Origin of the sequence: Stackebrandtia sp. (assembly GCF_035643755.1) — a bacterium.
Taxonomy (GTDB): Bacteria; Actinomycetota; Actinomycetes; order Mycobacteriales; family Micromonosporaceae; genus Stackebrandtia.
The window spans coordinates 1-12,507 of the sequence record NZ_DASQPW010000055.1 but is presented as its reverse complement, the minus strand read 5'-3'; the positions used below and the strand labels follow the sequence as shown (position 1 = coordinate 12,507).

Genomic DNA, 12,507 nt, shown 5'->3' with positions numbered 1-12,507 from the left:
CGCCAGCGGCACCAGCAGCCCGGCCAGCCCGCAGGCCGCGGGGACCAGCGGCAGGGCCCAGACCAGACCGAGCATCACGCCACCTCGCGATCGGAGGTGGCGGGCGCGTCGTCGGCGTCGACGCCGTCGGTGTCGATGCTGTCGCGAACCCGAAACAGCCGCAGCACCAGGGCCAGGCCGACCCCGATCTCGGCGGCGGCGATCACGATGATGAACAGCGCGAACGACTGTCCGGTGTGGCCCGAGGCAGGGCCGCGCAGCGGCGCGACGTCCGCGGTCACCAACACCAGGTTGACCGCGCCGAGCATCAGCTCCACCGCCGCCAGCATCAGCACGGCGTTGCGGCGCACCAGGACGCCGTAGACGCCGACGCCGAACAGCAAAGCCGCCAGGACATACGGGATCACTGGATGCACGAGCGCTTCACCGCCGCTCGACCAGTGGAGAACATGGGCTCTATATTGCCGTGTCGTCCGCGTCAATGGGGTTACGGGTGGCGCGGGGCGTCGGCCCGCCGTCGGCCGGCGCCGCCGCGCCGTGGATCAGCGCAGCAGGGAGCGGGCGGTGGGCGCCAGTCTCAGGGTCTCCACCGCCTCCACCCACTTGCCCAGTTCGGGGCGAAGGGCGCGCATCCAGTTGGCCGGGGGCGGCGACTGTTGCGTGTGGACGTCGAACCAGACGAACAGCCGCTCCCCCGTGCGCACGGGCAGCCGCTCGAAGGTGTTGGGAGCGGGTTCGGTTTCGAACCAGGCGATCGGGTCGATGCCGAGGTTGGCGAGCGCGGGGCGGACGTGGTCGCCGAACACCTCCCCGAACGCGACGTCCTCCTTGAGGTGGCAGATCGTCGCGGTGTACCTCGACGCGGACGGCTCGGTGGCGCCCACGGCGGGGCGCCCGGCGGGCAGCGCGAATTCCGCCTCGGCGCCGAGCGGACGCAGCAGCCGCGCGTTGTCGGTGTCCACCATGGTCTCGCGGGCGGCGGGGGCGTGGACGCGCCAGGCCTCGCCGTCCACATAGAACGCCGTCAGCGCCTCGCGTCGCGCCTCCATGTCGGTGAAGGCCCGCAGCCACACGAAGCGGTCGGGGTCGTCGAGGTCGCGGAAGGTCCCGAGGATGCGGATGCCGCAGTCCTCCTGGGTCTCGACGAACTCGCGCTCGAACAGGTCGATCAGGGTGTCCCGCGCGTGCGGTTTCAGGAGGTACTGCCGCAGCTCGACAACGGGCCAGCGCGGGGTTCGCTTCTCTTCATCCATAAAACACACCATAGGAGAGTCACTCTCCCTTGGGAAGTAGGCACTTTTTGGTGCGTTACACTCCCGAGGGTGAGTCGCGTCATCGTGGAATCCTCGGGCCTGCCCGCCAACGTCTTCGCCGCCGAATGCCCCGCCCGGCGGGCGCTGGACCACATCGCGGGCAAGTGGACCGTCCTCATCATCGACGCCCTGCTCGACCACGGCACGCTGCGCTACACGGACCTGCGCAAACGCATCGACGGCATCTCGCAGAAGATGCTCACCCAGACCCTGCGCACGCTCCAGGCCGACGGCTTCGTCCACCGCACCATGCACCCCACGATCCCGCCGCGCGTCGATTACGCCCTCACCCCGCTGGGCCGCAGCCTCGCCGAGCCGCTGGACGCCCTGCGGCGCTGGACCGAGGAACACATCAACGAGGTGGAGCGGGCCAGGGTTACCGCCGAATAGGGGGGATTTCCCTACCCTTTCCTACGGTTGCGTAGGTTACGGTGGCGTAAGGAGAGTCATTTCCGTACTGACCAGCACCTCCGCCGCCGTTTGCGAGGAACGATGACTACACCCATTGATACCGGACCCACCTCCGAAACCAACGTCTCGACCGAATCCGGCTCGACACCCAAGCCGCTGACCACCGGGAAGCAGAGCGTCGGCGTCCTGGTAGGACTGTGGTTCGTCGTCGTCGCCCCGTTCGTCGCCCTGATCGCCGCCGTGCCTCTCACCTGGGGCTGGGGGCTGTCGTGGATCGACGTCGCCATCGCCATCGTGCTGTACTTCGTGTCGGGCTTCGGCGTCACCGTCGGCTTCCACCGCTACCTCACCCACGGCAGCTTCAAGGCCAAGCGGTGGATGCGCGTCACCCTCGCGGTGGCGGGATCGCTGTCGGTGGAGGGCTCGGTCATCCAGTGGGTGGCCGACCACCGCAGGCACCACGCCTACTCCGACCGCGAGGGCGACCCGCACTCTCCGTGGCGTTACGGCACCGGATTCTGGGCGCTGAGCAAGGGACTGTTCCACGCCCACCTGGGCTGGATGTTCCACCGTGAGATGTCCAATCAGGAGCGTTTCGCTCCCGACCTGGTGGCCGACAAGGACCTGCGCCGTGTCGACGCGATGTTCCCGCTGCTGTTCGCGATCTCGCTGCTGTCCCCGGCCGCCGTCGGCGGCCTGGTCACCTGGTCCTGGCAGGGCGCGGTCACCGCGTTCGTCTGGGGCGGCCTGATCCGCATCGCGCTGCTGCACCACACCACCTGGTCCATCAACTCGATCTGCCACGTCTACGGCGAGCGCCCCTTCGACACCCGCGACGGCGACAAGGCGTCCAACTTCTGGCCGCTGGCGATTCTCTCCATGGGCGAGTCGTGGCACAACCTGCATCACGCCGACCCGACGTGCGCTCGGCACGGAGTGATGCGCGGCCAGATCGACATGTCCGCACGGGTGATCTGGATCTTCGAGAAGTTCGGCTGGGTCTACGACGTCCGCTGGCCGCAACGGCAGAGGCTGGAGAAGAAGCTCTCGGGGCGGCCCGCCAGACTACGCGGGTGACCGAAAGCAAGGAAAACCCCGGACGCCGGGTCCGGATGTCATCGGCGCAGCGCCGCGAACAGTTGATTCTGGTCGCGCGCCGCGCCTTTGCCGATCGTGGGTTCGACGCCACCAGCATCGAGGAGATCGCGGCGCGGGCGAAGGTGTCCAAACCCGTGGTGTACGAGCACTTCGGGGGCAAGGAGGGCCTGTACGCGGTCGTCGTCGACCGCGAGGTCAGGTCCCTGCTGGACAGGGTCACCAAGGCGCTGACGGGCGGCCACCCCCGCGAACTGCTGGAGCAGGCCGCCCTGGCGCTGCTGGACTACATCGAGGACGACACCGACGGGTTCCGCGTGCTGGTACGGGACTCGCCCGTGATGTCGGGGTCGGGGAACTTCTCCAGCGTCCTCAACGACGTCGCCCACCAGACCGAGGCGATCCTGGGGCGCGAATTCAAGTCGCGGGGCTTCGACACCAAGCTCGCCGAGCTGTATTCCCAGGCCCTGGTGGGCATGGTGGGCCTGGCCGGCCGCTGGTGGCTCGAGGCGCGCAAGCCCAAGAAGGAGGCGGTGGCCGCGCATCTGGTGAACCTCGCGTGGAACGGACTGTCCCATCTGGAGCCTCAGCCGCAGCTCGGCCACCGACCGGAGAAGTTAGGCGTCGACGGGCTGGCCGCCCTCGCGGCGGTGCGCCTCGGCGGCCTCCTGCTCGACGCTGCCGACGCGGCCGTAAAGCCCGGCGGTGAACATGATCAGGCCGAGGACGAACGACACGATGACGGTGGCCATGGTGTCGCCGAAGAAGTTCAGGTCGGTGCGCATCAGCACCAGCCCGATCATCCCGGCCAGGATGAACACCGCGCCCGCGATCAGGTTGACCCAGCGGTCGACGTTACGACCGATGACGCAGGCCAGCACGACGATCGCGCCCACCACGATGGACAGAATCGAGAAGCCCGGGTTGGCGTGCAGGCCCAGCACCACGGGCAGCTTGGTGTCGCGGGGCTGCGCGAACGTCTCCAGTCCCTTGGACTGGATGAAACCCACGATGCCGAACACGAGGATGTACGCGCCGGCGAGGAAGGCCAAGACTCGCCAGAAGTTGCGCAAGTGATGGTTGATTGGTAGATGATCCACGTCGATGATTGTCTCTTACGTCCGGTAGAACAGTGCACCGGATCACCGATCAGTGAGCTGGACGGTCAGCGGAACTTGTCGCGATTGCGCGAGTACCAGCGGTAACCCAGGGCGCCCAGCAGGGCCACGATGACGATGATCGCGGTGACCCAGCCGTAGCCGCCGTAGTGGTGATGCGAATGCAGGTACGGGTGATACCTGGCGATGTCGTTTCCCATGGCAAACATAGGTGCAAAGGTATCGATAACGGACACGGGCCGCCCCGTGGGGCGACCCGCCCATCACTCAACCGCAGCGGTAGCCCGCGGCCGCGCGGACCACACCTCGATCTTCGGCTTGTCCGCGGTCTTGGGAATCCCCGTACTGCTTGGCCGACGCGAATGCTGCTGAGGCCCGAAACATCAAGTGTCGCGCCGCTCAGCCCTGCCAGACCCGCTCGGGGACGATCCCGATCAGGTCGTGCAGGAAGTCGGCGTAGAAGTGCACCTCGTTGAGATCGAGGCGGCCCGGGCGCAGCGTCATGAGCCACTGGCCCTCGAAACGGAACTGGTACATGTTGGCGCGGTAGTCCGACAGCAGCCACTGGATGTTGCCGGGCGTCAGGATGTCGTGGGCGAAGCCGACATGGTCGGTGTCGACGTGGAAGCGGTCGTCGAACTCGGCGTGGTTGACCTGGAGGTCGCGGGCGCCGAACATCGCCTTGAACTTGGTCCCCGCGTCCTCGCGGGTGATGTCCAGATACGGGCGCGGCGAGGGCAGCGCCACCGCCACCACCTGGATCAGGTGGTGGTTGGTGCGGCCCTCGGCGCCCGGCGTCGCGTAGTGGTATTCACCGAAGACGATGTGCCGCCCGCGATACACGCCGCGGAAGACGTCCTTGCCGTAGCGGGCGCTGCCGACCCGAAACGGCTTGCGGAACGACAGGTCGGCCAGGGACCTGTCGCCTTGGATGTACTGGTAGCCGCTTTGTGCGGCCCAGTTCGCGTAGTCGGACACCTGCTGTCGACGGCGTTTCACCGCCCAGATGACCAGAAAGACGCACCCGACGATCAGCACCGTGAAGACCGCGCAAATGATCCCCGGCATCAACACGTCCGAGTCGGGCCGCTGCTCGGCCGCCACATTCATCGACATGAAACCGACCATATCCACCTGTTTCGATCGCAACGCGGTCCGCGCCGCCGAACGGCACGGACCGGGGAGTCACGTGGCGACGATCTTGGCCAGGTCGTCGGCGACCTGGCGGGCCCGCTCGGCGGTGTCGGCCTCGACCATGACCCGCACCAGGGGCTCGGTTCCCGAGGGGCGCAACAGGACTCGGCCCGCGTCGCCGAGCGACGCGGCGTGCTCGGCGACCCTGACGCGCACCGACTCACTGTCGACTATCGACTTGTCGGCGACGGGGACGTTGACGAGGACCTGGGGGGCGTGGCGCATCACACCGGCCAGTTCGGACAGCGGCCGCTTGGTGGATGCCACGCGCGACAACAGTTGCAGCGCGGTGAGCAGCCCGTCCCCGGTGGTGGCGTGCGCGGGCAACACGATGTGTCCACTCTGCTCGCCGCCGAGGCTGTGGCCGCCGTTGTTGAGTTCCTCCAGGACGTAGCGGTCCCCCACGGCGGTGGTCACCAGCTCGACGCCGCTGGCGCGCATCGCCTGGTGCAGACCGAGATTGCTCATCACGGTGGCGACCAGGGTGTTGTTGGCCAGGCTCCCGGCCTCCTTCATCGCGATCGCGAGCATCGCCATGATCTGGTCGCCGTCCACGGAGGTGCCGTCGGCGTCCACCGCGAGGCACCGGTCGGCGTCGCCGTCGTGGGCGACGCCCAGGTCGGCGCCGTGCTCCACCACCGCGCGGGCGACCACGTCCACGTGGGTGGATCCGCAGTCGCGGTTGATGTTGAGCCCGTCGGGGGCGGCGTTGATCGCGGTGACGGTGGCGCCGGCCCGGCGGTACGCCTCGGGGGCGACCGCGGCGGCGGCCCCGTTGGCGCAGTCCACCACGACGTGCAGCCCGTCCAGGGGCGCGGCCACGGTGGACAGCAGGTGGCGGATGTAGCGCTGCGCCCCGTCGTCCAGGTCCCGGACCCGCCCGATCTCGGCGCCCACCGGGCGCGGGCGCTCCGAGTCCAGGGCGGCGGCGATCCGGTCTTCGACGACGTCGGACAGCTTGCGCCCCCCGGCGGCGAACAGCTTGATCCCGTTGTCGGGCATGGGATTGTGGCTCGCCGACAGCATGACGCCGAAGTCGGCGCCGGTGTCGCCGATCAGGAACGCCACCGCGGGCGTCGGCAGCACGCCGACCCGCAGCACGTCCGCGCCCGCGCTGGTGAGCCCGGCGCTGATGGCGGCCTCCAGCATCTCCCCCGAGGCGCGCGGATCGCGGCCCACGACCACGGTGGGGCGCCCCGACCCGCCGGCGAGAATCGGAACGGAGGCGGCCCCGATGGCCAGCGCCAACTCCGGTGTCACGGCGGTGTTCGCCAGGCCACGCACGCCGTCGGTGCCGAACAGTCGTCCCACGGTTCTCCTCCGGTCGGGCAATACGAAAATCGGGGCCAGAGAAGTGTGACTCCCTGGCCCCGACCGTTGCTGTTAACGCTTGGAGTACTGCGGTGCCTTGCGGGCCTTCTTGAGGCCGTACTTCTTGCTTTCCTTCTCGCGGTCGTCGCGGGAGAGGAACCCGGCGCGCTTCAGGGCGCCGCGCGATTCCGGCTCCAGCTCGATCAGCCCGCGGGCGATGGCCAGGCGCAGCGCACCGGCCTGGCCGGTGACGCCGCCACCGCGCAGGTTGGCGACCACGTCATAGGTCTCGGTGCGCTCGGTGGTCACCAGCGGCTCGGCGACGATCTGCTGGTGCACCTTGCTGGGGAAGTACCGGTCGAGCGGCAGCCCGTTCAGCAGGAACTTCCCGGTGCCGGGCAGCAGCCGGGCGCGCACCACGGCGCGCTTCCGCCGTCCCACGGTCTGCACCGGGCGGTCGACGGGAATCGCCGGCGCGACCGGCGGCGCCGCAACAACGGCGACTGGCGTGACTTCTTCGGTCATGTCTTCTCAAGCTTCCTTGTCGCTGCCGCGCCTACTGCGCGATCTGGGTGATCTCGAACGGCTGTGGCTGCTGAGCGGCGTGCGGGTGCTGGGGACCCGCGTACACCTTCAGCTTGGTCAGCATCTTGCGGCCGAGCTTGTTGTGCGGCAGCATGCCCTTCACGGCCAACATGATGGCGCGTTCGGGCTTCTTGTCGAGCAGTTCCGAGTACGGGGTCTTCTTCAGACCACCCGGGTAACCGGAGTGCCGGTAAGCGATCTTCTTCTCCCGCTTGTTACCGGTCAGCACGATCTTCTCGGCGTTGACGACGATGACGAAGTCACCGGTGTCGGTGTTGGGCGCGAAGATCGGCTTGTGCTTGCCGCGCAGAACCTGCGCGATCTGGCTGGCCAGGCGGCCGAGCACCTTGTCGTCGGCATCCACGATGTGCCACTGGCGCTCGATATCGCCCGGCTTGGGGCTATAAGTACCCACGGGTCATCCTTGTTCGTTGTCGGTCTGGGAACGAACACCACGCAAGTCGCGTGATGTCGCCCGAATGCCGCCGTCCGGGGACGCCGCCATTCGGTGGTCAGCTCGCGGGGCACACAAAAGCCCCACGGCTCGCACAACAGCAGGTGAGTCTACCCGGTGAGACCGCGACGGCCCAAGGCAGGTGGTGTGACGCCATACGATCGCAACCGCGGGCCGACGTGCCGCGTCCAACCTTGAGAACCCCGTCACACTCAGGAGGACACGCATGCGAACCGAAGGCAACGATCCCGAGGGCGTCCCCGCCACCTCACGCCGCGGCTGGTGGGTCACGGGCGCGGCCCTGGTGCTCGTTGTCGCGGTGTCGGCGGGGGTGCTGTTCGGGACGGGCCATCTTGCCGTGACGTTCGGGCCCACCTCGAAGCCGTCCGACGTCGGCTCGGACCAGTCCGGCACCGCCTCGGAGGCCACGCATCGCCCGTTCCACAACGACTCACAACCCGTGGACTGCGCGACGGGATCGTTTCACGCGGCGACGGTTCCGAAGGGCTTCGACCCCGTGGCCATCAGTCCGAACGGCAAGTACATCGTCGGCGAGGTCGACAAGCCCGCCAAAAGTTTCGGCTTGTGGCACAACGGAAAGCTCTCGATCATCGAGGGATACCCCCAGTCCGAGGAGGGCGTCCTCGACGATTTGGACGTCAACGACTCGGGCGAGGTCGCGGGCTCGGGCTCGCCCGCCTGGAGGTACGCCGACGGCAGGTTTCAGAGCCTGAAGAACCTGGACGAGGGGACGGCCTTCATCGCCAATGACGGCAGCGTCACGGGCGAGGTCGATGTGTCCAAACCCGAGGGCACGGCGCCAGCGCGCTGGGCACCGGGCGAGACCAAACCCACACGCTTGCGCGGACCCGAGGACCCCAACGTCGAGATCGCGGGCGTCTCGGTCAGCGGCACCGCGGTGGGCGTGGCATACGAAACGAATTCGGACGGCACCCCCAAGGTGTGGGCGTGGGACGCCAGCGGAAACCCGAAGCAGTTCACGGACTACCACGAGTACGCGTACCCGCTTGCGGTCAGCGGCGACTGGGCCCTGTTGACCACCAGCTCCGACAGGTCCTATGTGAGTGATTACGACATGGACGAGCAGAAGCTGCGGCTCAACCTCGACACGGGCAAGATCGAGAAGGTGGACGGCATCCACGAGTTCGGCAGCGAGACGCAGGGCGCGGCCCTCATCGACAGTTGCGGCAGGGCATACGCGCTGGACGACGCCAACAACTTCGCCGTCGCCGATCCGTCGAAGGTCGAGGTGCTTCCCGGCTCGACCAAACCCCAGGACCAGGGCCTGGAGGAGGACAACCCGAGCAATGTCTTCGTGGACGTGTCGGCCGACGGTTCCATCGCGCTCGGAGCGTCCTGGGACGGCGGCCTGAAGATGTGGGTGCGGCAATAGGCCGTCGTTGACCCAACGCGTTCCCAACCTCATGCCAACGCGGCTCGGACAACCTGGATAACGCAGTTGCCGTCCCAGGAGAGGCCAACGATGTCTCAGGGCCAGAAGAGATCTAGGAACCGCTGGTGGGTGGTGGGAGCCGCCGTGGTTGTGGTGATCACGGTGTCGGTCACCATGTGGGCGATCGCGCCCGCGCGAGATGACGCCTGCCCCGTGGGCTCCTACAAGTTCGATGAGCTCAAGGCGGACATGTACATCCAAGCGGTCAGCCCGAACGGCGAATACCTTGTCGGACGGCTCGATGATGGCTCCGACAACGCCTTCGGGCTGTGGCACGACGGCAAGTTGTCGCGGGTCAAGGGTGCTCCCTCAAGCGGGCACACGATCTACGGCAACCTCGACGTCAATGATTCGGGCGTGGTCGCGGGTGGTGGCGTCACATCCTGGAGATACCAGGGCCGAAAGTTTCAGGTTTTGAAGGGCACCAAGGATCTCCCCGTCACCACCGCAGTGGCCATCGCCAACGACGGCACCGTCGCCGGCGAGATCGGTGAACGCGTCGCGGCGGCATTCGAGGGAGAAACGCGACCCGTGCGATGGGCGCCTGGCGCGACGAAACCAACGCCACTGCGGGTTCCCCAGGATGGCAACGGCCAAGTCCGAGACATCTCGGCGGACGGCACCGTTGTGGGCGCTGAACAGGGTAAGGGCAGCGACTACTCGTCGGCATGGGTCTGGGACGGCGACGGCCACGGAAAGCCACTGCTCAACAATCACCACAAAGGCGTGTTGTCGTCGAATCCCGTCTCCGTCAACGGGGATTGGGTTCTGGCATCCACCGAAGCGGGCTATGCGGACATGAATGCGATGGTGAACGACCAACCCAAGGGCGTGGTTCGGGTCAACCTCCACAGCGGTCGGGCGAACAAGGTCACGGGCGTCACGATCACCGCCATGGAATCAATCAGCGGCCGCATCGACGACCACGGCAGGGTGTTCGGCTACGCCGACGACGGAAGGTTCTCCGTTGCCGATGGCAAGACCACCAAGCTGCCAGGCATGCGATCCCCATATCCAGACGCTGAGTCCGAAGAGGAGGACTTCGCGAACAAGCTTCTCGGAATCGCTCAGGACGGTTCGGTCGTCATCGGGTTCACCTGGCGCGAGGAAAACGTGAGGTGGTCGTGTCCCTGACACACCAGGGAAAGGCCGTATAGAAGTAACACGTGCGATGGGAAGTCCTACCGCCAGGAGCCGTGGCGCGTCCTCTTGGAAGTCCTGGGAATCAGCCCCAATGACGACTACATCGTCGGAACGCCCCCGAACGACAACAGCAGATTCATCTTGTGGCACAACGGCACCTACTCGACGACCAAGAACGGTCCCGAGACCCCACGTCGGCTCATCGAATCGATGAATGCCAACAACTCGGGAGAGGTGATCGGCGACGACGCCGCGGCCCCTGAAGGGATCGGCCGATCAAATCTCAAAGTTCCTCGGAATCACCGAGGACGACGCGATCATCGCCGACATCGGCAGGGACCCGATCGCCTGGCCGCGCGACGGGTCCGTCGTCATCGGAACCAGCTACGGCAACCACACCGCGATGTGAACCTGCTCCTAGAGCCTCGGGTCCACCGGCTCCGACTCCAACGCCAGCACCCCGAACACGGCCTCGTGCACGCGCCACAGTGGAGCGCCCGCCGCGAGGCGGTCCAGGGCCTCCATGCCGAGCGCGAACTCGCGCAGCGCCAGGGACCGCTTGCGGCCCAGGAAGCGTTGGCGCAGGCGGGCGAGGTTGTCGGGTTCGGTGTAGTCGGGGCCGTAGATGATGCGGAGGTATTCGCGTCCGCGCACCTTGACCCCGGGCTGGACGAGGCCCGAACGGCCCCGCACCACCGTCTCGGCGGGCTTGACCACCATGCCCTCGCCGCCCGCGTCGGTCAGCGCCGTCCACCAGGCGACGGCGTCATCGACCGAGGCGGCGTCGGACGGGTCGACGTAGCGGCGGGCGGTGGCGCGCAGGGTGCCCGTGGCGTCGGCGTCGATCAGGGCGTCGATGGCCTCCAGGTGCCAGTCGTGGGGGCGGCGCGCCAGGTTGTGGCCGTGGGCGGCGAGGAGCTGGAAGGGGGCGAGTTCGACGCCGTCCAGTCCTTCGACGTCCCAGCAGTAGCGGGCGTAGGCGTCGCGGAAGGCGGCGGCGTTGTGGGCGCGTGTCGTGTTGCGGCTCAACAGGTCCGCGACGTCGAGCCCGCGGTCGGCGGCGGCGCGCAGCACCTGGTCGGTGGCCGACAGACCCGCCCGCGCGGCGGCACCCACGGCGGCGTACTGGTCGCGGATCAGCTGCTTCGCCTTGGCGGACCAGGGAAGCAGCTCGCAGTCCAGCACCAGCCAGTCGCTGGCCAGGGTGTCCCACAGCCCCGACTTCTCGGCGGCGGCGCGGACGCGATCGAGCAGCGTCTCCGTGAGCGCGGCGGAGTTGAAGAAGGAACGCCCCGTGCGGGTGTAGATGGCGCCCGCGCCGTCGTCGACGCCGAAATGCCGTGCGGCGGCGGCGTTGTCGCGGCACACGACGGCCACGGCGCGCGAGCCCATGTGCTTCTCCTGGCACACCACGCGCGCGACACCGCCCTGCTGGAAGTACGCGAACGCCTCGCTCGGGTGCTCCAACATTCCGTCCAGGGTGGAGGTGTCGGACGGGGACATGGTGGGCGGCAGATATACCAGCCACCTGGGGTCGACGGCGAAGCGGCTGGCGATCTCCAGCGCCGCCGCGGAGTTCTCCTCGCGGATCTTGACGCGGCCGTGCAGGCTGGTCTCGATGATGCGGGTGCCGCCGACGTCGGCGTAGTCGAGGGCGGCGGGCTCGCGGGTGGGCGCGGCGGCCGCGAGCGGACGGACGGGTTCGTACCACGTGTTTTCGGCGTCCACGGCTACGATCTCCCTTTCGGGGTACCGCAGGGCGGTCAACTGCCCGCCGAAGACGCAGCCCGTGTCGAGGCAGATGGTGTTGTTGACCCACTCGGCGCTCGGCGTCGGGGTGTGTCCATACACGACCATGGCCTTGCCGCGGTACTCCCGCGCCCACGGGTAGCGCACGGGCAGCCCGTATTCGTCGGTCTCACCCGTGGTGTCGCCGTACAGCGCGAACGAGCGCACCTTCCCCGAGGCGCGGCCTTGGTAGTCCTCACGCAGACCCGCATGGGCCACAACGAGATCGCCGCCGTCGAGTCGATAGTGGCTGATGAGCCCGTCCATGAACGCGCGCGCCTTCTGGACGAATTCCTCGGGCTGCTTCCCCAGCTGCTCAAGCGATTCGCTGAGCCCGTGCGCCACCTTGACCTTCTTGCCGTTGAGGGCACGCACCAGCTTCACCTCGTGGTTGCCCGCCACGCACAGGGCGTCATTCGCCTCGACCATCCCCATGACCAACCGCAGTACCCCAGGGGTATCGGGTCCGCGATCCACCAAGTCGCCGACGAAGACCGCCGTGCGCCCGTCGGGATGCGAAGCACCGACGGCGTTTCCGTCCGCGTCACGCCGCAGCCGATACCCCAGTGTGGACAACAGCGTCTCCAGTTCGGAGCGGCAGCCGTGGATGTCGCCGATGAT

The 12,507-nt window shown here is 67.7% G+C and carries 13 protein-coding genes and 1 pseudogene; 5 read left to right on the top strand and 9 right to left on the bottom strand.

Annotated elements, in window-relative coordinates; translation table 11 throughout:
• Nucleotides 1-74: 74 nt before the first annotated feature.
• Complete coding sequence (nuoK, locus tag VE172_RS04180; protein ID WP_324797607.1) at nt 75-416, bottom strand: NADH-quinone oxidoreductase subunit NuoK; 342 nt, start codon at nt 414-416, stop codon at nt 75-77.
• A gap of 126 nt (nt 417-542) precedes the next feature.
• Nucleotides 543-1,253, bottom strand: a complete 711-nt coding sequence (locus VE172_RS04175; protein WP_324797604.1) for an NIPSNAP family protein — start codon at nt 1,251-1,253, stop codon at nt 543-545.
• Between the two features lie 69 nt (nt 1,254-1,322).
• On the opposite strand from VE172_RS04175, the gene VE172_RS04170 reads away from it, so the two are divergent.
• The 3 genes and pseudogenes from VE172_RS04170 to VE172_RS25355 all read left to right on the top strand — a co-directional run.
• The gene (locus VE172_RS04170; protein ID WP_324797601.1) at nt 1,323-1,703 is read left to right on the top strand and encodes a winged helix-turn-helix transcriptional regulator; all 381 of its coding nucleotides are present in this window, start codon (nt 1,323-1,325) and stop codon (nt 1,701-1,703) included.
• A 102-nt stretch (nt 1,704-1,805) separates the two neighbouring features.
• On the top strand, nt 1,806-2,801 hold the full coding sequence (locus VE172_RS04165; RefSeq protein ID WP_324797598.1) for an acyl-CoA desaturase: 996 nt from the start codon (nt 1,806-1,808) through the stop codon (nt 2,799-2,801).
• Between the two features lie 35 nt (nt 2,802-2,836).
• Nucleotides 2,837-3,418 (top strand): annotated as a pseudogene (locus VE172_RS25355) (TetR family transcriptional regulator); the annotation flags it as partial.
• A gap of 18 nt (nt 3,419-3,436) precedes the next feature.
• Here VE172_RS25355 and VE172_RS25650 read toward each other — a convergent pair.
• From VE172_RS25650 to rplM, 6 genes are all read right to left on the bottom strand, one after another.
• A complete protein-coding gene (locus VE172_RS25650; RefSeq protein WP_414715062.1) occupies nt 3,437-3,829 on the bottom strand; it encodes a DUF4383 domain-containing protein in 393 nt (130 codons plus the stop codon).
• A gap of 155 nt (nt 3,830-3,984) precedes the next feature.
• Entirely contained in the window at nt 3,985-4,137 is a 153-nt protein-coding gene (locus VE172_RS04155; RefSeq protein ID WP_324797593.1) for a hypothetical protein, read from the bottom strand.
• A gap of 199 nt (nt 4,138-4,336) precedes the next feature.
• The gene (locus VE172_RS04150; protein ID WP_324797591.1) at nt 4,337-5,053 is read right to left on the bottom strand and encodes a hypothetical protein; all 717 of its coding nucleotides are present in this window, start codon (nt 5,051-5,053) and stop codon (nt 4,337-4,339) included.
• Nucleotides 5,054-5,122: 69 nt separating this feature from the next.
• A complete protein-coding gene (glmM, locus tag VE172_RS04145; RefSeq protein ID WP_324797589.1) occupies nt 5,123-6,442 on the bottom strand; it encodes a phosphoglucosamine mutase in 1,320 nt (439 codons plus the stop codon).
• A 72-nt stretch (nt 6,443-6,514) separates the two neighbouring features.
• Entirely contained in the window at nt 6,515-6,967 is a 453-nt protein-coding gene (gene rpsI / locus VE172_RS04140) for a 30S ribosomal protein S9 (RefSeq protein ID WP_324797588.1), read from the bottom strand.
• 31 nt (nt 6,968-6,998) lie between these two features.
• Complete coding sequence (gene rplM, locus VE172_RS04135) at nt 6,999-7,442, bottom strand: 50S ribosomal protein L13 (protein WP_324797585.1); 444 nt, start codon at nt 7,440-7,442, stop codon at nt 6,999-7,001.
• Between the two features lie 265 nt (nt 7,443-7,707).
• Between rplM and VE172_RS04130 the strand changes: the two genes are divergently transcribed.
• Nucleotides 7,708-8,895 carry a hypothetical protein gene (locus VE172_RS04130; protein WP_324797583.1) on the top strand — a complete coding sequence of 396 codons (1,188 nt, stop codon included), beginning with the start codon at nt 7,708-7,710 and terminating at the stop codon, nt 8,893-8,895.
• A 144-nt stretch (nt 8,896-9,039) separates the two neighbouring features.
• The gene (locus tag VE172_RS04125; RefSeq protein ID WP_324797580.1) at nt 9,040-10,089 is read left to right on the top strand and encodes a hypothetical protein; all 1,050 of its coding nucleotides are present in this window, start codon (nt 9,040-9,042) and stop codon (nt 10,087-10,089) included.
• Between the two features lie 426 nt (nt 10,090-10,515).
• Here the strand turns inward: VE172_RS04125 and VE172_RS04120 are convergent.
• Nucleotides 10,516-12,507: polynucleotide kinase-phosphatase (locus VE172_RS04120; RefSeq protein ID WP_324797577.1), on the bottom strand; the 1,992-nt coding region annotated here is incomplete at its 5' end.

What these genes read in the sequence shown, in the direction of transcription:
- rpsI (WP_324797588.1), bottom strand. Translation starts at nt 6,967, where the DNA reads ATGACCGAAGAAGTCACGCCAGTCGCCGTTGTTGCGGCGCCGCCGGTC.
- VE172_RS04165 (WP_324797598.1), top strand. Translation starts at nt 1,806, where the DNA reads ATGACTACACCCATTGATACCGGACCCACCTCCGAAACCAACGTCTCG.
- VE172_RS04175 (WP_324797604.1), bottom strand. Translation starts at nt 1,253, where the DNA reads ATGGATGAAGAGAAGCGAACCCCGCGCTGGCCCGTTGTCGAGCTGCGG.
- VE172_RS04155 (WP_324797593.1), bottom strand. Translation starts at nt 4,137, where the DNA reads ATGGGAAACGACATCGCCAGGTATCACCCGTACCTGCATTCGCATCAC.
- VE172_RS04130 (WP_324797583.1), top strand. Translation starts at nt 7,708, where the DNA reads ATGCGAACCGAAGGCAACGATCCCGAGGGCGTCCCCGCCACCTCACGC.
- VE172_RS04150 (WP_324797591.1), bottom strand. Translation starts at nt 5,053, where the DNA reads ATGTCGATGAATGTGGCGGCCGAGCAGCGGCCCGACTCGGACGTGTTG.